A 20,628-nucleotide genomic window follows, 5' to 3' on the forward strand; every position below is an offset into this window, starting at 1 on the left:
CATTATAACGAAAAATAAAAAAAAGAACATTGACTTTTTTGTAGTCAATGTTCTTTAATTTTTCCTGTCGTACGTATATTACTGAAAGTGAGTGCAAATTTGGCTCACAGCTTCTTCAGCCATTATGACTTTTCCGTATTCTTCAAGCATAGCATAGGTTACTGAGGTGGCATCACCGTATTCAGCAAGCACTGCCACTACAGAGTTAAAGCTTGATGCTTCTATATCTGATGGTTCAATAGACAATATCCATTTATTGTTATAGGAATATAATGTTCCGCCCTCAGTCAGCTGAGAAGCCTTCAAACTTTTACATACCGAGATGACATGCTCAAAATCGTTAAAAGAATACATAATGATATCGCTATGCTCCATCGTAACATCGAGGTCATAAATATCATCGTCCAAATCGTCTTCCTCACCAAAGCCGTCAACAGAATCACTGCCACGCTTGCCTCGTGTCACAACAACAAACATGCCTTGTGCCGGCATTGCGTACACTTCAACAGCCAATGGTCTGCCACTAGCCTCGAAACCAAGCTCATTGTAAGCTTGCTCCATAAGTTCCATAAAAAGATCATGTAGCTTCGGAGGCTCTCGTAACATGTCTTCCTTTTGGATACCCCGCTCCAACAAATCGTCGTAAGTCAGGAAAATCCTTATCTTGTCCTGACCCAGTCTTTCGATCTTCATGACAGGATCCTCCTTTGCAGCATCTGACTATAGCTTATGTATTTCAAATTAGTTTGTGACCAATTCTACATACAATAGCCATATGTTTACTTTAACATGTCTTGCTTGCTATTGCACTACTTTCACAAAAAATATGTATACAGGCTACAAGCTAATACGCCCAAATTATTAATTCGTTTCAAATATTAAAGATTGAACGAGCTGACTCTGGTGAGTCAGCTCAATACAGTTGCTTCTATTGGTTAATGCTGTACTGATTTTGAATCGCTTTTTATTTCCTCCACAACCGATTGCAGCTGAGGATCGCTATCAATTATGCCTTCAATCATGGAGACACTCATTTGATGATTGGTTGGATGATGTTGATGATTGCTTGCAGACTGCGCTTGGCCGTTTGCTTTAGCTTTTTGCTGCTGGCCCATTTGCGATTGGCTTTGATTACTTTTGGTAAATTTAGAGACGGCCTTCGAGACCATATTGCCCTTCATATCCGTCATCGCGCTTTGAACAGCCTTTGCCATATTCGGCTTGCGCTGCATAAGCACCATAGCGCCCGCCATACCGAGCACGCTGCCTACAATAAAGCTGGTCATTCTCACCTTGAACACCTCTCTTTTATTAAGACTTCACATGTAGGTTGACCGCCCTGGCAGCAATTCATACAAGTTAGGTTTAGGCAAAAATGACTTAGTTTTCTCCATTTGTAGACGAGTAATAGCTATTCCCATACCACAGCAAAAAAATAACAAGCGCGACAAACAATACAAACACGACATTATAATAAAGCTTTGTAAGCTTCGCTTTACTGGAGGGATGTTTCTTCGCTCGAGGCGGAAGCTTGCTTTCTTGCTCCTCTAGCTCATTATGAATAGGATTGCCAGTCTCGTGATGTTTTCTCCTCCGCGCGCTTCGACTGAACTTTTCTTTTCTACTCATCGTTGCTTATGTTTCCCTCCTATATTTGATCATTAATCCCATTATAAAATCAAACAGGAAATGTGCAAACATCGGCGCCCAAATTGTACCCGTTTTTATATAAATGTATCCTAACGCATAGCTAATGCAGAATACGAGACCTGTTGGAATCCAGTGCTTTAAATAGCGTACATGTATTACGGCAAAAATAATGCTCGTCCAGTATGGACCGAACGCATGCTGCACAGCTCCACGAAACAACAATTCCTCGCAAAATCCGACAACCAGGCAAATGAGCGCAATATGCCAGACTGGACGATTGGCAAATATTTTTTCATTAACGCCGCCATCGTCAGACAGCTCCTCCGGCACAAAGCGCGATAAAAGCAAATCCACTGCTACAGCTGCCAGCGCTAATCCTCCACCCCATAAAAAAACATTTGCTATCGAATCTGGAATCGATAATAATGAAAACAGATTTTGCTGTTGAAAAAATACCCATATTAAACCGATAATAAGAGTAAGCGCTTGGGTAAGGTATAAGTTCAGCAATAATACGCGATCATCCAGCTCATTTATCGACACTTGGCGAAATTGTATTTTTCTAAATTTTATTTTAAATTTCTTCACCGTTCCACTTCCGATCTACGTATAATCAACTATTGACATAAAAGGAGCAATCAAATGGACAAAAGATTTTCTCGCAATGCCATGCTGTTTAGCACTTTATTTCTAGTTATGCTTGTATTTGCTGTTGCTGCATTTTTTTTCGGTTTAAATCTAGGCAGCAAAAAAATGGAACAAAAATATGCTCATTTAATGGAGCCGGAAACTCCCGCTTCGGAATATGTTTACCAGCAGCAGGATCTCGTCACCTTCTACTTGACTGTCTATTCTCCGTACCGGGAATTTCAGCTTAGCTGGACTGAAGCGCTAGGCAAAATCGCCAATGATGAAATAAGCAATGTAGCTTCACTTTACAGGGAAATCGAAGGTCAAGCAAGTAAAAAAGCAGAGGAAGCTGCAAGCTTTAACTTACAGCATGCAGGTTTGCTAGGTCAAGCTCAGCAAAGCTATATCCGCAGCTTGAACCAGTTTGAAAAGGTAGCCTCTGCCCTGCAAAGAAAGAAAGCTGAAAGCTACGAGGATATTATAAATACATTGCAAAACAATGAATCATACATAGCTGCTGTCTCTCAAGCTTTAACGGGACAAGAGCATTTCTACAATTCAATGCTGCAATGGGGAGCATCAATAGATCCGAACATTCCAAGCGAAATCGACAAAAATGTTAACATTAGCTTCGAGGCATGGAGCGACTATCCGCTGCTGGTTAAAAATGAAATTATCGCTAGCTACGTACTGGACAAAAAAATATTTGCCGACTATTTGCCGCATGATTTAACGGGCAGCATCGATCATTTTATCGCCTCTGGACAAGCGGAATCCATGGAGATCTCAAGCGTTGCAGATGTCATTACGCTGCTGCTGAATACAAGCGCAGTACGTCCTGGCGATTATAATTTGCATCGCAGCAAATTGTACACAGAGGAATTTTTACCACAAATTCCATTTTTCTATCCAAAAGTCGACTAGCCAAAGCAATGTGACAATTGTGAGCAATTCACAACAAAATTCGTGTTTTGATATCGAAATTTCGTTTTTTGTTCTGCTCAGAGCATTGATTTTATGAGTGCTCTTGCTATAGAATAAGAATGACCGTTATGTTCGTTGATGAAACTCTCGCCCACATCCTTCATCGATGCGGCACGAGAGTTTTTCTGTTTATAGTGAGTGTTCAAAAAGCACGGCTTTCAGGACCAAGAAGATGGGGTGAAGCTTAGAAATGACGGAGCGCAGCGTAGATACCTACTACGTGAGCACCGTACATTTCGGCTGAACCCCATATTCGACGCCGACTAAGCAACTTGTGACTACATCGTCATCAAAGTTGGGCTTTTTGAACATCTTCTTATACTAATCGCGATCATTTATCGCACATCCAGGAGGTAGTTATTGTCATGTTTAAAGTTCTAGTATCTGATCCGATAAGCGACCAAGGTATTCAACAGCTAGTTGATGCGCCAGATATCATTGTTGAAAAGAAACCTGGTCTATCTGAGGATGAATTAGTATCGATTATAGGCGAGTACGACGCTTTGCTTGTACGTAGTCAAACAACCGTAACTGAAAAAATATTGGAAGCTGGCAAAAAGCTTAAAGTTGTCGGTCGTGCTGGAGTCGGCGTGGACAATATTAACCTTGAAGCAGCAACAAAGCTTGGCGTTATTGTCATTAATGCGCCTGACGGAAACACAATTACAACCTGTGAGCATACATTTGCTATGATGATGGCATTGGCTCGCCACATTCCGCAAGCCTACAAAAAAACAACTGAAGGCACATGGGATCGCAAATCGTTCCTTGGCGTTGAGCTGCGCAATAAAACACTTGGTGTTTTAGGTATGGGTCGTATCGGCAGCGAGGTTGCAAAGCGCGCTAAAGCATTTGGCATGAACATTATGGGCTATGATCCGTTCCTGACTGAGGAGCGTGCCCAACAGCAAGGCATTACACTGGCAACGGTTGATGAAATTGTGCGCAATGCGGATTTCATGACGGTTCATACACCATTAACTCCTGAGACTAAGCATATGATCAGCAAAGCACAATTTGAAGTGATGAAACGCGGCATGCGCATTATTAACTGCGCGCGCGGTGGTATTATTGACGAAGGCGCGCTTGTGGAAGCAATTGATACTGGCATTGTTGCCGGCGCAGCATTTGACGTATTTGAAGCAGAACCGCCTGCTGCTGATCATCCGTTCCTGAATCATCCAAAAATTATCGTTACGCCTCATCTTGGCGCTTCCACTATTGAAGCTCAAGAAAATGTAGCGATCGACGTTTCTGAGCAAGTGCTGCACATTTTGCGTGACGAGCCATTTATGAATGCTGTAAATATGCCTCCGATCCCTGCAGAGGTGCGCAAAGTGCTTGAGCCATATTTTGAGCTTGGCGAAAAGCTTGGCACCTTCATTGCACAAAGCACAGAAGGAGCTGTAGAAGACATTACAGTCAGCTACTCTGGCGAGCTGTCCGAGGTTGATACACAGCCGCTAACTCGCTATATTGTTCGCGGTGTGCTATCTCACTACCTAGGCAAGGATACAGTTAATGTAGTCAACTCCATGCATATTGCGAAGCAGCGCTCTGTCAATATTGTCGTAAACAAATCCCGCGCTGCACATACCTTTACTAATCTGGTAACTGTAACGTTGCGTACGAACAAGGAAACTCGCTCCGCAGCGGGAACATTGCTTGCTGGCTATGGCGCGCGCATCGTACAAATTGACAACTACAACATCGACTTGACGCCAGTTGGTCATTTTATTCTTATTTCTCATAACGACAAGCCAGGCATTATCGGCCGCGTAGGCACACTGCTTGGCAGCAACGATGTCAACATCGCAACAATGCAGGTTGGACGTCAAGACGAAGGCGGCTCTGCAATTATGGTGCTGCGCGTTGACAAAGGCACACCAAAAGAAGTTCTTAAGCAATTAACAGACCTTCCAGAGCTTCTTACTGCAAAGGAAGTCATTCTATAATCCAACAACTTAAAAAGCACCAGAGCGGCTTACAGCGCCTCTGGTGCTTTGTTTTGTTCCACGTTAAACAATATCTTTCCACTTTTTCCTGTCTATCTCGACGCAATTCAATTTATCCTGCTGGAACTAACCCTCGATAAACAACAAAAACTGTCCAATCTGGTCGATTACAGCGCTCCGGAGCAAAGCATCCTCCAGTCGCTTTTTAAATCGTAATGCTTTTATTATATTTTTTAAGGTAGCATTAAGATGTTAAAGGCGACCCACGTTCGTTTTTCAGCGTTCCGGAGCAAAGCATCCTCCAGTCGCTTTTTAAATCGTAATGCTTTTATTATATTTTTTAAGGTTGCATTACGATGTTAAAGGCGACCCACGTTCGTTTTTCGGATGCTTTGCTCCTCCGCTGTAGCTTTTTTGAAGGCAAGACCAAGAAGCTTGGATGCCAGTAGAAAGCGAGGAGCGCAGCGTAGGCAAAAGCTACGTGAGCACCGCAGTTTTCGCTAGCGTGCCATATTCGACGTCGAATCCGCTACAGAGAAGTTGCATCGTCATCAAAGTCCAATTTTTAAACATCTTCTTTCAATCGAAGTTTAAAAATTGGGCTTTCAGGACCAAGAAGCTTGGACGCTAGTAGAAAACGAGGAGCGCAGCGTAGGCAAAAGCTACGTGAGCACCGCAGTTTTCGCTAGCGTTCAAGATTCGACGTCGAATACTCAACAAAGCGTTACATCGTCATCAAAGTCCAATTTTTAAACATCTTCTAAATGGTTTCGTGGATTGTTACTGGAAGCAGGAGAGTAAAACTAGTCCCCTGCCCGACCATGCTGTCGACAGCAATGTTGCCTTGGTGCTGATCGATAATATTTTTTACGATCGCGAGTCCAAGCCCTGTACCCGAGCTCGAGCCGCGCTTGCGCGCTTTATCCGCTTTGTAGAAGCGCTCGAAGATATAAGGGATGTCCTCTGCCGGGATGCCATGCCCCTCATCTCTAATTTTCAGCTGCACAAATGCTTGCTGATTGAGAGTTACCGCTGAAGATTCAATGAAAACTCGTTTGCCGGCATCTGTATGGCGAAAAGCATTGTCGATCAGGTTGGTTACGACCTGCTCCAAGCGATCCTCATCGGCATGCTGCAGCACAAGCTGCTCGCTAGATGGTGAGAATACGAGCTCAATGTCGCGTTCCTTGGCGTACACCGAAAACTTTCTGGCAACGCGCACAAGCAATTGACTAACATCAACAAGCTGATGCTTCATATTCATATGACCTGCTTCCATGCGAGCCACATCAAGAAAATCATTAACGAGACGGCCCATTCGCACTGACTCGTCATGGATGACTTGAACAAGCTCCTGCCGTTCTTCCGGCGAGGCGACAATATCATCCAGCAGCGCTTCGCTGTAGCCTTGCAGCATTTGCAATGGTGTGCGAATTTCATGCGAAATGTTCGCAACAAAGTCACGACGAATTTTATCAACCTTGTGCTCTTCAGTGACATCGCGTATAACTGCGACAACCCCTCGCATTTTCTCCCCCGACATAAGCGGAGTAAATACGACCGACCATACATAGCTTTGCACATGAAGCTTATCCGTGCAATCCTTGCCATGATGAAGCACTTTAATATAATTTTCCCGCAAAGGCGCAGGCACTTTAGGATAGTTCAAGCCTTCCTCAACAATCCATTCATCCTCAATCGACTGCCATTGCTGCAGCAGCATATGTCCCTGCGGATTTGTAAGAATGACCTCGCCGTTAGCATCAAAGGTTATAACCGCGTCACCGATGCTGCGCAGCACATTAGATAAATGATTGCTTTGATGATTCAAATCATGAATCAGCTTCTCGAGCTTTTCAGTCATTTCATTAAAGGTTACAGCAAGCTGGCCAATTTCATCCGAGGACATAATATGAACTCTAGTCGAGTAATTTCCTTTTGAAATCGACACGGCTGCATCTTTTAGCTGCAGCAATGGCTGCTGCAGCTTCGCTGATAGAAAGAACGCAAAAAACGTGGACAGCAAAAAGCCGATAATCGCTGTTATAATAAACAGCATCTTGATGTCGCTGGCGTTTTCATCGAAGGAAACATCGATATATTGCAGCAAAAATACGCCAAGAATAACGAGCACGACTGCAACGAGCACCATAATCGTAACCCACAGCTTGCCGACCACGCTATGCCAGAGCATGTTAAAAAGCTTTCGCAGCCATTTCATTTACTTCGGCACCTCAAGCTTGTAGCCAACACCCCAAACGGTTGTAATCATGCTTGCCGCTTCGGTTGAAACTTTATTCAATTTTTCACGCAGCCGTTTAACATGTGTATCTACGGTTCGCAAATCACCGAAAAACTCATAATTCCAAACATCCTTCAACAGCTCTTCACGCGAGAACACCTTATCAGGAGAGATAGCCAAATAATGAAGCAGCTCATATTCCTTCGGAGTCAGGCTCACCTCTTGTCCACCTGCTGTTACGCGATGAGCATCATGCTCAATAATGAGATGCGGAAATACAATGCTGTTCGATGTATTCATTTCCTTCGTCAAAAAGGCTGTAGCCGATGAGCGGCGCAAAATCGCCTTGACACGGTAGATCACTTCTCGTGGAGAGAAAGGCTTAACGACATAATCGTCTGCTCCAACCTCGAAGCCTTGTACGCGATTCATCTCCTCTCCTTTTGCCGTAAGCATAACAATTGGAGTAGCCTTAACCTGACGCAATCTCGTACAAACCTCGATGCCGTCTATTCCCGGAAGCATAACATCGAGCAATATAAGAGCATAATCGCGATTCATCGCCAGGCTTAGCGCTGTCTCGCCATCCTCTGCTTCCTCAATCTCATAACCTTCCTTCTCAAGGTACATTTTTAACAAGCGGCGTATCCGTTCCTCATCATCAACGACTAGAATCCTGTTAAAATAATCTGACATTGACCTGCACCCCTCTCAATCCATTCGCTTTATTATTCAACACCTGCATAAGAATGCATGCCGGCTATTAATAGATTGACACCGACAAGCGTAAACAATACGATGACAAATCCGATAACAGCAAGCCATGCAGACGGCTTGCCCTGCCAGCCGCGTGATAATCTAAAGTGCAAATAAGCACTATAGTATAACCACGTAATTAATGCCCAAACCTCTTTCGGATCCCATCCCCAAAAGCGCCCCCAAGCTTCTTCTGCCCATATCATCGCAAAGATCAGGCCGCCCAGTGTAAAGATCGGGAATCCAATTACGATCGCCCGGTAGCTGATTTCATCAAGATCATCCGGGTCAATCCCTTCAAGCGCCGGATGAATCGCAGCACCAAGCGGTTTTCTAATAATAACTCGAATTATACCATAAAGCAGCAGCCCAACAATAATCGACCACACTACCGTATTCAGCTTGCGGCCAGAATTGACACCGTTGAACCAGGATGGTGTTTCAAACAAGCCGTCCGTCATGCCTAAAAACGGGGTTACTTCGATTGCTTCGCTATTGTACGGCTTGAAAATAGGAGGCATTGTATACTCTACTGTTTCAGTAGTTGTAGAAATCTCTCCTAATTGGGATACCGAAGCATTTTCCTGTTGAAAGCTTGCCGTATAGCCGGCTCCTTTAAAGCCAAATGCAGCGATAATAAAGCCGATAACGACAAGAATAGAAATTAGCGTAAATTCAAGCCAGCGCTGTGCGCGCTTGCCGTTTTTCGTTTTATCCTTAAAGTCAATTGTTCTTAGCAAATACATTAAAGCCGCGGCAAAGCCTACAGCGAAAAATGCTTCGCCAAGCGCAGCCGTTGTGACGTGAATTTTTAACCAATGTGACTGCAGCGCCGGAACTAAAGGCTGTACGTCAGACGGAAATACAGATGCATAAGCGATTACAATAATCGCAAGTGGCAAAGCAAACATGCCTAGCAGCAGCTTTTTGTAAATAAAGTAAATGATCGTGTAGGCAATCATGATCGTCATGCCAAGCAGCGTAATAAACTCATACATATTGCTCGTAGGAATTTGTCCACTGCCAATCCAGCGTGTAAAGAAGAACAGCAAATGTGCCACAAGACCAAGCGTCGAAGTAATAAACGCTATTTTCCCCCAGCGTGCTTCATGCAGCTTCGGATCTTTTTTGCCCCATTTCTTTCCTGCGATTGCAACCATATAAAAGATCGTTGCAAATACATACAGAAAAAATGCAACACCTAGGCTTGAACTACTAAATTCTAACCAATTCATCCTTTATGTCCCCCATTGTCAAGACTTTTCGGATCCAGCTCAATGCCACAATGCTTTAATGCATAAGCAATATCCGCTCTTAAGCCATACCAGTTTTTATTTGTGTGAGCTCCCAAGGTCAGCTGCTGATCATCGATGCGCAGCCATATTCTGCGATGCTGCCAATACGTCCCCATCACAAGGCCAATCATACTAATTACGGCACCAATCCATAAATATTTAATTGCTTTGTCAATTCGCACATTCAAGTGGGTGGTCGCCGCTGAGAAATCTACGTTTTCCATCCCTTCCACCTTGATCGCTACTTTATTGGCCAGCTCGCGATTAATCGTATCCTGAGAGAAGCGAACCTTGTCTTTTTCCAGCGGGAAGTACATAAATACTTCTCCAGCCTCGGCAAGCCCCGGGCCTTTAATGTTAAATATAAAGGCCGGTGCATTCGGACTGCTGCTCAATGTAATCGGCTCGCCTTCGCTATTAATAGCAAAATCCATATATTTATCAATCAGCTCTAACGTATATGGACCAACCTCATAGTGAAGCTCTGGCTCCACCATCTTCAGATGAAATGGGCCGTAGCTCTCCCCTGTCTGCACATTGACAACCATCGGAGAAACCGCATTAATGCGCGGCGTCAAATTAAAATCGAATTGATGCAGCTTCAGCTCCTTATAGCGAAGCGGATCATTGACGAGAATGGTATGCTGATGCACCTCTGTCAGCGTCGGTTGTTCAAAGTCATCATTGCAGTTCGCCGAGCACTCATAAAGCACAACCTCTGTCTTGAACGATTTGATGCGACCGCTATCCTTCAGTTCTTCAGGAAGCTCTTCATTTTCATATAGCTCGATTTTAAATCCTTCACTTTTCACATAATAATTGGTGCCTACAATCGGAACAGTGTCGCCATCCGCAATACTTACATATTGGTCAACATTCCAGCCGGGAATACTGCGCGCCAGCACAGCCAGCAAAAACAGAATGAGCCCGATATGGTTAATATACGGCCCCCAGCGGCTGAAACGATTTTTCTCCGCCAGCAATGCTGTACCCGATTCGTCGACAAACACCTTATAGCCTTTTTTGCGCAATGCTTGTCCATACTGCTTCGTCCACTCTGCCTCATCTTCCGCAAGCGTCGTGCTGTAGGTCGCTTTTTGCCGTTTTAGAAAGGCGTGATGCTTGCGAATTTGCTGCTTGCTAAGCGCCCGATACAACGGCAGCACACGGTCGATACTGCAAATAACAAGCGATGTAGCAATCATGACAAGCAGTGTAATAAACCACCAGCTCGTGTAGGTTCGATGCAGACCTAGAAAATAATAAATCTTTCCGGGCAAGCCGTACTGCTCTGCATAATAAACGCTTGGATCAAACGTACTGGAAATAAAGGTTGAGGCCTGAGGAAAAATTGTTCCCAGCATCGCCCCTACAAACGTAATAATGATGAGATAGATGGCAATTTTAACGGATGAAAAGAAGTTCCATATCTTATCAAGATAATCCGGGTTAGCTTTTTGCGATCGTCTCGCCACACCATCATAGCGCATCTCCAGCGGCTCGTTGGACTCCAGCAGCTCCTTCTCAAGCGGCTTGCCGCATGACTCACACAGCACAGTTCCGACCGCATTCTGATGACCGCATTCGCATTTGGTGTTTACTGGTAATAGCACGGAACAACCTCCTAAAACTTTTCATGACCCTTCGTTGGTACGGCTTCTATATACATGAAAAGTACTTCGAAAGATCAGACTAAACTTTTCATGAACCTTCTTTGATGCTGCTTCTACGTACATGAAAAGTACTTCGAAAGCATATACTATTGCTGTACGATCTTTGAAATTCGCTCCTCGATCTGAGACTCTTTCATTTCTCCGACAAATACAGAGGATAATGTTCCATCGCGATTGACAAAAAAGGTGGTCGGATATGAACGAATCCCATAACGCTTCTCCGTTTTTCGGTTCACATCCCGCAGTATCGTATAGGTTACGCCAAGCTTCTTCACGTAATTTGATACTGTAAGCGTGTCCTCGCTTAGATTAATCGCCAAAATTTCGACACCTTGGTCCTTCCACTGCTCGTGTTGGCGTTCAAAAGATGGCATTTCTCTTATGCACGGTTCACAAAATGTACCCCAAAAATTAATAACTACGGGCTTCCCTACATAATCCTCCAATGCAACAGGCTCTCCTTGCAGGTTTGCAAGGCGAAATTCCGGCACCTGTTGTCCTTCTTTCACTAAACCGCTGTCATTTGACGTAAAGCTTTGAACAATCGCATAGCCGCCAAGCAGCAGTGCCAGCAGCAGGACAACAACCTGTACTTTTTTACGATTTTTACCCACTATGTATCACACCTTGCTACTAAGTTAGTGCACACGCAGCCCATTATCATTATAACGAAAATTCGACGGCACGATATGCCGTCGTCTCTTCTTATTTTTGAACTTTATGTGACTTACGTGCCTCATTCAGCAGCATTTTTACTTCCTGCTCTGAAAGATGACGAAATTTTCCGCGCGGCAGCCCTTCCAGACCAAGCTCGCCAAAGCGGATACGCTTTAGCCTGGTCACCTTATGTCCGATTGCCTCAAACATTCGTCGCACCTGACGATTTCTGCCTTCATGAATCGTAATGCGGATTGTAGCTTCATTCTTGTCCATATTGACGTCATGATATTCCACATCTGCAGGATAAGTCATCCCATCCTCCAGCATGACCCCTTTTTGCAGCTGTTCGAGACCTGTTCCATGCGGAACGCCTTTAACAGTTGCAAGGTACGTTTTAGGCACATGATGCTTGGGATGAGTAAGCAAATTGGCAAACTCTCCATCATTCGTCAATAACAGCAAGCCTTCTGTATCATAATCCAATCGACCAACGGGGTACACTCTTTCCTTAATGCCCGGCAAAAAGTCCGATACCACTTTGCGGCCTTGCGGGTCCTTGGCGCTTGTTATAACACCCTTTGGCTTATTCAGCATGACATATATTTTTTTCTCACTGCGAATTGGCCGACCATTAACCGTAATGACATCCACTGCTGGATCTGCTTTTGTTCCTAGAGTTGTGACAGGCTCTCCATTGACTTCAACGGCTCCTGACAAAATCAGCTCCTCGCATTTTCGCCGAGAAGCAACGCCCGCTTGGGCTAATATTTTTTGCAATCGTTCCAACTATGTTCACCTCATCTACCATCATAACGATTACTGGATAAAAGCACAAGACAGGCTATCCAAATACAAGCATGCAGATCACAATTGCGGCGACAAAACCGACTAAATCTGAAAACAAGCCTACCTTCAAAGCATATTTTGAATTGCGAATCGCCACCGCTCCAAAATATACGGTCAACACATAAAGTGTAGTATCTGTGCTGCCCTGTATGGTAGAAGCTATTCTGCCGATCATTGAATCCGGGCCATGTGTCGCAATCAGGTCAGCGGTAAAGGCGAGTGAGCCTGCGCCTGTAATCGGCCGCAATATGCCAAGCGGCAACACTTCGCTAGGGATGCCAAACCAGTCAAACAGCGGCTTTACTGCCATCAGCATCGCATCCATCGCGCCTGAAGCGCGAAACATGCTGATTGCAACCATCATGCCCACCAGATGAGGGATTATGCCTATGGCAGTGTCGAAGCCATCCTTGGCCCCATCGACAAACAGCTCATATACCGGCTTCTTTTTGCGTACCATCGCATACAACGGAATAAAAACAATTATTGCTGGAATCATATAGGCCGAAATTTGCGAGAACAAATTAACCATGCGCCTCACCCCCGATATTAGGGGAGCTGCTGGTTGCAGATGGATATGTAACTGGCGGTCCCTTGTCTCGAGCTCGATACCAGCGATCCGCCAAAATTGCAGCTCCAGTAGCAATAAAGGTAGCTGCCAGCGTCGTCCCGATAATTTCAGCCGGATTTGCCGAATTATAATTCATGCGAATCGCGATTAGTGTTGTCGGCACAATAGTAATGCTTGATGTATTTAAAGCGAGCAGCGTACACATTGCCGGTGTCGCAGTATGCTTGTCTGGATTGATGCTTTGCAGCTCCTGCATTGCCTTGATCCCCATAGGTGTTGCCGCATTGCCCAAGCCGAACAAATTTGCACTCAAATTACTCATAATATAGCCCAGTGCAGGATGATTTTTTGGCACATCCGGAAACAGCCAGCGCACAAACGGATAGAGCAAGCGAGACAGCTTGTTCAGCAATCCCGCTTCCTCCGCTATTTTCATCATGCCAAGCCAAAACACCATAATGCTGATCAAGCCAAAGCTGATGGTTACACCGGATTTCGCTCCATCAAATGCAGCTTGCGTGATCGCATCCATATCCCCGTTAATCAAGCCAAAAACAACACTAATTACGATTAAAAACAGCCATATCCAATTGACCATCGTCATGCCTCCCCCTACATGATCGTACAGTGGTTATATAAAATTATTTGAACCAGCTTTTCAGCTTATTTAACCAGCCTTCCTGCTGTTGATTCAGCTTTTGGAACTGTGTAAAGCTTTCCTCCGCAGCGCGACTGTCGAGCATTTTAATGCGCGCGCTTCCTTTCTCATACAATGGCACTGTGCCAATCGGCTCGCCATCGAGGTAAAAATTCATGCGGCCTCTTTCCCCAAGGCTGTAATGGACGCTGCGTTGGTCAAGTAAAGCTACCGTTGCCTTCACCTTATCAAGCTCGGATTCCTCAAGCGGGTAGCTAAAGCCTGTGCCATAAACCAGGTTGCTGCCAGGAACAAGCTGCTTTGCCTCTGCCAAATGCGACAGCGGATAATGCTTGAAGCCCCAATCCAGCAGCTTCTGGTGATCGCGCCAATCATCCCCGTCATTAAGCGTCACAACGGCCAACTGCTGTCCATTTCGAGTGGCGGAGCTTACAAGACAGCGAAACGCTTTTTTGGTGTAGCCCGTTTTTACGCCATCTGCGCCTTCATACATATTGAGCATTTTATTTTTGTTGCGCCATGTATAATTCCATTTCTCGTACGGGTTTGGCGCTTGCTTGTACTTGGTTTTCACAATTTCCGCAAAAATTTTATTTTTCAACGCGTAGGCGGTTAATTTGGCCAAATCATTAGCTGACGAGTAATGTCCATCAGCATCCAAGCCATGCGGGTTGCGAAATTGTGTATGCGTCAAGCCAAGCTCCTCCGCCTTTTGATTCATCAGGAACACAAACCCTGCCTCCGAGCCGCCGATATGCTCTGCGATGGCAGTAGCAGCATCATTGCCTGAGCGAAGCATCAAGCCATACAGCAAATTTGACAGCGTCATCTCCTCGCCCAGCTTTAAATAAATCGATGAGCCTTCCTTGCCTGCTGCCCGTCGCGATACCGTTACCTTATCCGCCAAATTTCCATGCTCGATCGCTACAATAGCCGTCATAATTTTTGTCAAGCTTGCAATTCTTGTTTCAACATCACCATTGCTGCTATATAAAATCCTTCCGGATTGTACATCAATAATGGCTGAAGCATATGCGTTAGTTCCAATAGAAGGCGGTGAAGCATATACCGCTGTCTGTCCGGCCAGGCTGCTTGATATACATAAGCTTATTACTATAAAGGCAATCATCGTCTTTAGCTGCTTGTTCATAGTTGTCCTCCTAAAACTTTTCATGATGCTCTTTGATTATGCTTCCCATGTACATGAAAAGTACTTCGGAAGCATCGTCTAAACTTTTCATGATCTCTTTGATTATGCTCCCATAGGTCTTGTCTTAGTATATGCAAGGTCTTGCCATTGTAGACGAGCATTCACTGCTTTCCTTAATCTGCTTTCTTATGAATAAGCTGCCGTTAGCTGCAGCCCATAATAAAAACCAAATAAAAAACGCACAGTGAATCAGGCTCACTATGCGCTAAAGTTTTTTCACTTATTTTATTCGTAATTTTATTCGTGATCTCATTCGAGCAGCAAAGATTATTGCAGGCTTGGGTCCGAGCTGCCGCTTTGCATGCTGCTGTTTTGCATATTTTGCATGCTGGTGCTGCTGGAGCCAGACGTAGCTGAGCCCGAGGAAGCATTGGAAGCTGAGCTTGAGCCGAACATGCTAGACATTTTGTCAATAATCGCTGGCGCTGTATCGATTACTTTATCAATCAAATGCGTTTGATTGTCAAGCGGCACAACCTTAACTCCTTGTGCCCCAACAACGAGGAATGCAATTGGTGTAATCGAAACCCCGCCGCCGCTACCACCGCCAAACGGCATGGAAGAGCTGTTCAACGCATGCTCACGATCTGCTTCCTGATCCATTCGCAGCTCGCTGCCGCCCGCAACAAAGCCGACACCTACGCGTGAAATAGGCAGAATCGTGTCGCCTGAAGGGGTATGAATCGGATCGCCAACAATTGTATTAATACCAAGCATCTCTTTAATTTGACCTAAGGAAACGCCAACCAAGCCCTCTATATTATTTGCAGTCACAGTCATTCACTCCTTGATGAAAAAAGTATTTGCGCATATAGTGTGCTCGTTATTAGCGGTCTTCATTAGGGGAAAGTTCTGGCTATGCTTTCGAAATAAGTGTTTTCCACAAATGCCTCGTTTTACGAAAGGCTGTCGCATGCAGCAGCAAATAACTTGAGGCAATAATGAGCGCACCTACCTTCAGCTTCAAAGAGCAGGACCATTCACTTTCGAATATCTTTTGGTGAAACCGAGGCTCAATCTCCACCTCTGGCGTGTCCATCACTTTTACATAGCGCGACAAATTGCCAAACAATAAGCCTTTGGCTGACCATAGCATGCCGCAGCTTATCGCCGCAGACATCGCTTCTCCTGTCCCGACTGCGCTGCGCCATTTCCAGTTAGACAGCTCGATTTTGCTCAACAGCTTTATGAACCATTGTCTAAACTCGCGCACAATCGAAATGGCCTCGTTCCAAATTTGATATTGCGTAATCGCCTCCCGCAGCTCAAGCTCTACCTTGTCATCCGAACCATTTGGCTTATTGACCTTTATTCCAATCCCGCGACGATTCAAGCGAAATTGCGGCATTTTAAATGTAAAGGAAACCAAACCAAACAGCGCAGTAAGCTTTGCCTTCGCTTCATCATCCTCTTTCCTGCGGCGAGCAGAAAGCTCAATATTCACATCCGTAAACCATAATATGGCAACTATAGCTATAAAAAAAAGACCGATCCATAACAGCCAGTCGTTTACAATAAAAGAAAGCATACAGAACCTCCCAGTGCGTGTTCAAAAAGTTCGGCTTTTTGAACGACTTCTAAAGCTTTATGCATTATAAGCATCAGCTTTCAAAGGCAATTGCTTGTAAACATCGACCATAGTATGAACCAGTCTTATGTAGAATATGAATGATTATGAATAAATTAGTCCTTAACTTCATCCAGCGTCATCTGACGTCCTTCAAAGCGCTCGAACAATAGCTGTGTTTGCTCCTCCAAATCCTCATCCTCAAGCGAAACCTCCTTCGGTTCCGGCAGCTCTTTAATAGAGGCGAGGCCAAAGCTGTCAAGAAACGCTTTAGTCGTGCCGTACAAGATCGGCCGCCCGATCGCATCAGCTCGGCCAACCTCCTCGATCAAATCCTTGGCAACGAGCGTATGAATCGCCCGTTCGCATTTGACACCGCGAATCTCTTCAATTTCAACACGGGTAATCGGCTGCTTGTATGCAACGATCGACAACGTTTCCAGCGCTGCTTGCGACAGCTGCGCTCTGGTAGGCGTGTACGCCATCCGCTCGAAATACTCGGCATGATCAGGATTCGTCGTCAGCCGATACGTTCCGGCAATAATGCCAATTTGCACGCCGCGCTCCTCTCGCTCAAGATCGCGCTGCAAATCAAGCACCAGCTCCTCAGCATAATCCGCATCGATGGACATAATATCGGCAAGCTGGCGCTTGGTCAGCCCTTCATCACCTGCCATAAATAAAAGTCCCTCAATAATCGATTTCAATTTCTGAAATTCCATCTACAGCCCCTTCTCCTCTCCACTGGATCACAATATCGTCGAAGAGTCCGTGCTGATAGCAACGGATATGCTTCATCTTCATTAATTCAAGAATAGATAAAAACGTCACGACAATTTCATGCTTGGCCATATGATCGCGAATCAGCTTCGAGAAGCGTACCGTTTCAAATTGCTTCAGCACCTCTACAATATCGCGAATGCGATCCTTGACCGATATTTCATCACGCTGCACAGTAGCTATCATATCTCGACGGCTTGCCCGTCTCAACGCCTTCTGAAAGGCATTAACGATATCAGACAGCTCTATCCCTTGCAGCGGATCTACGATTTGCTCCTTCATATATACGGTCATATCCTCAGGCTCTTTCGAATAAACAAGCGAACGCTGGAACTCTTTCTCCTTCAGCTCCTCAGCGATTTGCTTAAACTTGCGATATTCAATCAGCTTTTGGATAAGCTCTTCCCGCAAATCAGGTCCTTCATCATACCACTCTTCATATTCATGCTCAAATACAGGAGGCTTTGGCAATAGCTGCTGGCTTTTAATGCTAAGCAGCGTAGCGGCCATCACCAAAAATTCGCTTGTTATGTCCAGCTCCAATTCCTTCATGGCATGCAAATAATCCATATACTGCGTCGTTATTTCACTTATGGATATTTCATGGATATCGATCTCTGCCCGATCAATCAAATGCAGCAATAAATCGAGCGGACCCTCGAAAGAATCCAGCTTATAAAGTACCGACACGCTTCAACCTCCTGTTACTTCACTCAACTAGGCTTGCAGCACCTTCGTCAAGTTTGCCATTTCAATTGCTGTAACGGCAGCTTCATAGCCTTTATTTCCTGCTTTCGTTCCCGCACGCTCAATCGCCTGCTCGATGGAATCAACCGTCAACACGCCGAAAATAGTCGGCACGCCTGTTTTCAGGCCAACCGCTGCAACGCCTTTTGCCGCCTCGTTGCACACATAATCGAAGTGAGGCGTTGCGCCGCGAATAACAGCACCAAGCGTAATTACTGCATCATACTTTCCGCTTTCAGCCATCTTTTGCGCAATAAGCGGAATTTCAAATGCTCCCGGTACCCACGCAACTTCAACGTCCGCATCCTCTGCGCCATGACGCTTGAATGCATCAAGCGCGCCTGACAACAGCTTGCTGGAAATAAACTCATTGAAACGTCCAACTACAACTCCATATTTTAATCCTTGCGAAATTAAATTGCCCTCGTATACAAATGCCATTTTAATTTCTCCTTTCTTATTTTAATAATTATTTGCGATAAAAGCATTACTTTTATAAGAAATCTTAAAAATTTAGCATATGGCCAAGCTTTTCCTGCTTCGTATGCAGATACTTCTCATTGTCCTTATTATGCTGCAGCTGAATCGGAACGCGCTCGACAACCTCAAGGCCATAGCCCTCCAGCCCTTTAATTTTGCGCGGATTGTTCGTAAGCAAGCGAATTTGCTTAACGCCCAAATCTCGTAAAATTTGTGCGCCGATGCCGTACTCCCGCAAATCAGCCGGGAAGCCCAGCTTTATGTTCGCCTCTACCGTATCAAGACCTTCCTCCTGCAGCACATACGCCTTCAGCTTATTAATTAAGCCAATGCCGCGTCCTTCCTGGCGCATATACAGCACAATGCCGCTGCCTTCCTGCTCAATCCGCTGCAAAGCAGCTTCAAGCTGCGGTCCGCAGTCGCAGCGATGCGAATGAAATACATCGCCCGTCAAGCATTCGGAATGAACACGCAGCAGCACCGGCTTGCTGGAATCAATTTCTCCTTTAACAAGCGCCACATGCTCCTTGCCGTCCAGCACATTCGTATAGGCAACTATGCGGAACTCGCCAAAGTCAGTCGGCAGCTTGCAGGAAACCTCGCGATTGACCAGCTTCTCTGTATGGCTGCGATATGAGATAAGATCCTTAATTGTAATCAGCTTTAATTGATGCTCTTGCTTGAACTTGATCAAGTCATCAAGCCGCGCCATCGTTCCATCCTCTTTAATAATTTCGCAGATGACAGCAGCGGGCTTGGAGCCAGCCAATCGCGCAAGATCAATTCCCGCTTCCGTATGGCCTGCACGCTGCAGCACCCCGCCTTTTTTGGCGATGAGCGGAAAGATATGGCCCGGTCTGCGAAAATGCTGCGGCTTCGTATGCTCATCAATCAGCGCCTGCACCGTCATCGCCCGCTCATGGGCAGAAATTCCTGTTGTAGTCGAGCTATGGTCGACCGAAACGGTAAAGGCCGTTCCGTGGTAATCGGTATTATGATTGACCATTGGCGGCAAATCCAGCTCTGCAGCCCGCTCCTCGGTAATTGGCGCGCAGACAAGGCCTCTTGCTTCCTTGATCATGAAGTTGATCGCGTCCGCTGTTGCGAATTCCGCCAGCACTACCAAATCACCTTCATTTTCCCGATCCTCATCATCAACGACGATTACAAGCTTCCCTTGCTTTAAATCCTCAAGCGCCTGCTCGATACTGTCAAACACAATTTGCTCTTGTTCCATGCTGTTTCACTCCTCCTCGCAGTTTACATAAAGCCGTGCTCTTGCAAAAATGCTGCCGATAGCTTCGATTGCTTGCCTGCCTCTCTAGCTTGAAAGCCTAGCAAATGCTCAACGTATTTGCCGATAATATCGCATTCGATATTAACAATTTCTCCTGGCTTGCGGTATTGCAGCGCGGTTTGCGCCAATGTATGCGGGATAATCGATACAGTGACCGCTTCTTCTGCAACATCGACAACGGTTAAGCTGATGCCGTCTATCGTAATGGAGCCCTTCGGGATAATATAGCGCAGCTGCTCACGATCATGCAGCTGCAGCGTATAAACGACAGCGTTGCTATCCTCGTAGCTCGACTTGATCGTTGCCAAGCCATCCACATGCCCCTGCACAATATGTCCGCCGAAGCGGGAGCCGATCTGCATCGCTCGTTCAAGATTAACGGCTCCGCCCTTTTTTAACGAGGACAGCGAGCTGCGACGGTAGGTTTCCGGCATAACATCAGCAGTGAAGCTGGAGCTGTTGAAGCTAGTAACAGTCAAGCAAACTCCATTAACCGAGATACTGTCGCCAAGCTTCACCTCCTCAAGCACCTTGCTCGCCTGGACAGTGAGCAGCATCGCTTCCCCTTTGCTCGTTACATGGCTAATATGGCCAATCTCTTCTATTAAACCTGTAAACATATCACTT

21 protein-coding genes are annotated in these 20,628 nt (G+C 45.4%); 2 read left to right on the forward strand and 19 right to left on the reverse strand.

All coding sequences use genetic code 11. The annotated features are described in order from the left end of the window. Window positions 1-78: 78 nt before the first annotated feature. The 3 genes from KJS52_RS04030 to KJS52_RS04040 all read right to left on the reverse strand — a co-directional run bounded on the left by KJS52_RS04030 (window position 79) and on the right by KJS52_RS04040 (window position 2,238). Window positions 79-693 carry a genetic competence negative regulator gene (locus KJS52_RS04030; RefSeq protein WP_213513359.1) on the reverse strand — a complete coding sequence of 205 codons (615 nt, stop codon included), beginning with the start codon at window positions 691-693 and terminating at the stop codon, window positions 79-81. Between the two features lie 242 nt (window positions 694-935). Further along, window positions 936-1,292 (reverse strand): hypothetical protein, encoded by a 357-nt coding sequence (locus tag KJS52_RS04035; protein ID WP_213513363.1) that lies wholly within the window; start codon window positions 1,290-1,292, stop codon window positions 936-938. A 343-nt stretch (window positions 1,293-1,635) separates the two neighbouring features. After that, the gene (locus KJS52_RS04040; RefSeq protein WP_213513364.1) at window positions 1,636-2,238 is read right to left on the reverse strand and encodes a CPBP family intramembrane glutamic endopeptidase; all 603 of its coding nucleotides are present in this window, start codon (window positions 2,236-2,238) and stop codon (window positions 1,636-1,638) included. Between the two features lie 54 nt (window positions 2,239-2,292). Here KJS52_RS04040 and KJS52_RS04045 point away from each other — a divergent pair, with 54 nt between their 5' ends. Then, a complete protein-coding gene (locus KJS52_RS04045; protein WP_213513368.1) occupies window positions 2,293-3,204 on the forward strand; it encodes a hypothetical protein in 912 nt (303 codons plus the stop codon). A 425-nt stretch (window positions 3,205-3,629) separates the two neighbouring features. After that, the gene (gene serA / locus KJS52_RS04050; RefSeq protein ID WP_213513370.1) at window positions 3,630-5,219 is read left to right on the forward strand and encodes a phosphoglycerate dehydrogenase; all 1,590 of its coding nucleotides are present in this window, start codon (window positions 3,630-3,632) and stop codon (window positions 5,217-5,219) included. Window positions 5,220-5,979: 760 nt separating this feature from the next. Here the strand turns inward: serA and KJS52_RS04055 are convergent. The 16 genes from KJS52_RS04055 to ribE form a co-directional block, all read right to left on the reverse strand. Continuing rightward, entirely contained in the window at window positions 5,980-7,440 is a 1,461-nt protein-coding gene (locus KJS52_RS04055) for a HAMP domain-containing sensor histidine kinase (protein ID WP_213513371.1), read from the reverse strand. After that, the gene (locus KJS52_RS04060) at window positions 7,441-8,157 is read right to left on the reverse strand and encodes a response regulator transcription factor (RefSeq protein ID WP_213513374.1); all 717 of its coding nucleotides are present in this window, start codon (window positions 8,155-8,157) and stop codon (window positions 7,441-7,443) included. 32 nt (window positions 8,158-8,189) lie between these two features. Further along, complete coding sequence (gene ccsA / locus KJS52_RS04065; protein WP_213513377.1) at window positions 8,190-9,452, reverse strand: cytochrome c biogenesis protein CcsA; 1,263 nt, start codon at window positions 9,450-9,452, stop codon at window positions 8,190-8,192. Then, window positions 9,449-11,125, reverse strand: a complete 1,677-nt coding sequence (gene resB / locus KJS52_RS04070; RefSeq protein WP_213513378.1) for a cytochrome c biogenesis protein ResB — start codon at window positions 11,123-11,125, stop codon at window positions 9,449-9,451. The genes ccsA and resB overlap by 4 nt, the downstream gene beginning before the upstream one ends. Before the next feature lie 146 nt (window positions 11,126-11,271). Continuing rightward, window positions 11,272-11,799, reverse strand: a complete 528-nt coding sequence (locus KJS52_RS04075) for a redoxin domain-containing protein (protein WP_213513380.1) — start codon at window positions 11,797-11,799, stop codon at window positions 11,272-11,274. A gap of 91 nt (window positions 11,800-11,890) precedes the next feature. After that, on the reverse strand, window positions 11,891-12,631 hold the full coding sequence (locus tag KJS52_RS04080; RefSeq protein ID WP_213513381.1) for a pseudouridine synthase: 741 nt from the start codon (window positions 12,629-12,631) through the stop codon (window positions 11,891-11,893). A gap of 55 nt (window positions 12,632-12,686) precedes the next feature. After that, the gene (locus tag KJS52_RS04085; RefSeq protein ID WP_213513382.1) at window positions 12,687-13,223 is read right to left on the reverse strand and encodes a spore maturation protein; all 537 of its coding nucleotides are present in this window, start codon (window positions 13,221-13,223) and stop codon (window positions 12,687-12,689) included. Beyond that, a complete protein-coding gene (locus KJS52_RS04090) occupies window positions 13,216-13,860 on the reverse strand; it encodes a nucleoside recognition domain-containing protein (protein WP_213513383.1) in 645 nt (214 codons plus the stop codon). Before KJS52_RS04090 ends, KJS52_RS04085 begins: the two co-directional genes overlap by 8 nt. A gap of 43 nt (window positions 13,861-13,903) precedes the next feature. Then, complete coding sequence (locus KJS52_RS04095; protein ID WP_213513385.1) at window positions 13,904-15,070, reverse strand: D-alanyl-D-alanine carboxypeptidase family protein; 1,167 nt, start codon at window positions 15,068-15,070, stop codon at window positions 13,904-13,906. A gap of 327 nt (window positions 15,071-15,397) precedes the next feature. After that, entirely contained in the window at window positions 15,398-15,904 is a 507-nt protein-coding gene (gene ytfJ / locus KJS52_RS04100) for a GerW family sporulation protein (RefSeq protein ID WP_213513386.1), read from the reverse strand. Between the two features lie 82 nt (window positions 15,905-15,986). After that, window positions 15,987-16,658 carry a DUF2953 domain-containing protein gene (locus KJS52_RS04105; protein ID WP_213513388.1) on the reverse strand — a complete coding sequence of 224 codons (672 nt, stop codon included), beginning with the start codon at window positions 16,656-16,658 and terminating at the stop codon, window positions 15,987-15,989. Window positions 16,659-16,813: 155 nt separating this feature from the next. Then, on the reverse strand, window positions 16,814-17,419 hold the full coding sequence (gene scpB / locus KJS52_RS04110; protein WP_213513390.1) for an SMC-Scp complex subunit ScpB: 606 nt from the start codon (window positions 17,417-17,419) through the stop codon (window positions 16,814-16,816). Further along, entirely contained in the window at window positions 17,388-18,167 is a 780-nt protein-coding gene (locus tag KJS52_RS04115; protein ID WP_213513392.1) for a segregation and condensation protein A, read from the reverse strand. The genes scpB and KJS52_RS04115 overlap by 32 nt, the downstream gene beginning before the upstream one ends. Window positions 18,168-18,194: 27 nt before the next feature. Then, window positions 18,195-18,665 (reverse strand): 6,7-dimethyl-8-ribityllumazine synthase, encoded by a 471-nt coding sequence (gene ribH, locus KJS52_RS04120; protein ID WP_213513394.1) that lies wholly within the window; start codon window positions 18,663-18,665, stop codon window positions 18,195-18,197. Between the two features lie 64 nt (window positions 18,666-18,729). Continuing rightward, the gene (locus tag KJS52_RS04125; protein WP_281425546.1) at window positions 18,730-19,941 is read right to left on the reverse strand and encodes a bifunctional 3,4-dihydroxy-2-butanone-4-phosphate synthase/GTP cyclohydrolase II; all 1,212 of its coding nucleotides are present in this window, start codon (window positions 19,939-19,941) and stop codon (window positions 18,730-18,732) included. 23 nt (window positions 19,942-19,964) lie between these two features. Next, the gene (gene ribE / locus KJS52_RS04130) at window positions 19,965-20,621 is read right to left on the reverse strand and encodes a riboflavin synthase (protein ID WP_213513396.1); all 657 of its coding nucleotides are present in this window, start codon (window positions 20,619-20,621) and stop codon (window positions 19,965-19,967) included. Between the last annotated feature and the right edge of the window lie 7 nt (window positions 20,622-20,628).

Origin of the sequence: Paenibacillus montaniterrae (assembly GCF_018403185.1) — a bacterium.
Taxonomy (GTDB): Bacteria; Bacillota; Bacilli; order Paenibacillales; family Paenibacillaceae; genus Pristimantibacillus; species Pristimantibacillus montaniterrae.

What these genes read in the sequence shown, in the direction of transcription:
- KJS52_RS04060 (WP_213513374.1), bottom strand. Translation starts at nt 8,157, where the DNA reads ATGTCAGATTATTTTAACAGGATTCTAGTCGTTGATGATGAGGAACGG.
- KJS52_RS04055 (WP_213513371.1), bottom strand. Translation starts at nt 7,440, where the DNA reads ATGAAATGGCTGCGAAAGCTTTTTAACATGCTCTGGCATAGCGTGGTC.
- KJS52_RS04085 (WP_213513382.1), bottom strand. Translation starts at nt 13,223, where the DNA reads ATGGTTAATTTGTTCTCGCAAATTTCGGCCTATATGATTCCAGCAATA.
- scpB (WP_213513390.1), bottom strand. Translation starts at nt 17,419, where the DNA reads ATGGAATTTCAGAAATTGAAATCGATTATTGAGGGACTTTTATTTATG.
- KJS52_RS04090 (WP_213513383.1), bottom strand. Translation starts at nt 13,860, where the DNA reads ATGGTCAATTGGATATGGCTGTTTTTAATCGTAATTAGTGTTGTTTTT.
- ribH (WP_213513394.1), bottom strand. Translation starts at nt 18,665, where the DNA reads ATGGCATTTGTATACGAGGGCAATTTAATTTCGCAAGGATTAAAATAT.
- serA (WP_213513370.1), top strand. Translation starts at nt 3,630, where the DNA reads ATGTTTAAAGTTCTAGTATCTGATCCGATAAGCGACCAAGGTATTCAA.
- ccsA (WP_213513377.1), bottom strand. Translation starts at nt 9,452, where the DNA reads ATGAATTGGTTAGAATTTAGTAGTTCAAGCCTAGGTGTTGCATTTTTT.
- KJS52_RS04095 (WP_213513385.1), bottom strand. Translation starts at nt 15,070, where the DNA reads ATGAACAAGCAGCTAAAGACGATGATTGCCTTTATAGTAATAAGCTTA.
- KJS52_RS04030 (WP_213513359.1), bottom strand. Translation starts at nt 693, where the DNA reads ATGAAGATCGAAAGACTGGGTCAGGACAAGATAAGGATTTTCCTGACT.
- ribE (WP_213513396.1), bottom strand. Translation starts at nt 20,621, where the DNA reads ATGTTTACAGGTTTAATAGAAGAGATTGGCCATATTAGCCATGTAACG.
- KJS52_RS04125 (WP_281425546.1), bottom strand. Translation starts at nt 19,941, where the DNA reads ATGGAACAAGAGCAAATTGTGTTTGACAGTATCGAGCAGGCGCTTGAG.
- KJS52_RS04045 (WP_213513368.1), top strand. Translation starts at nt 2,293, where the DNA reads ATGGACAAAAGATTTTCTCGCAATGCCATGCTGTTTAGCACTTTATTT.
- KJS52_RS04105 (WP_213513388.1), bottom strand. Translation starts at nt 16,658, where the DNA reads ATGCTTTCTTTTATTGTAAACGACTGGCTGTTATGGATCGGTCTTTTT.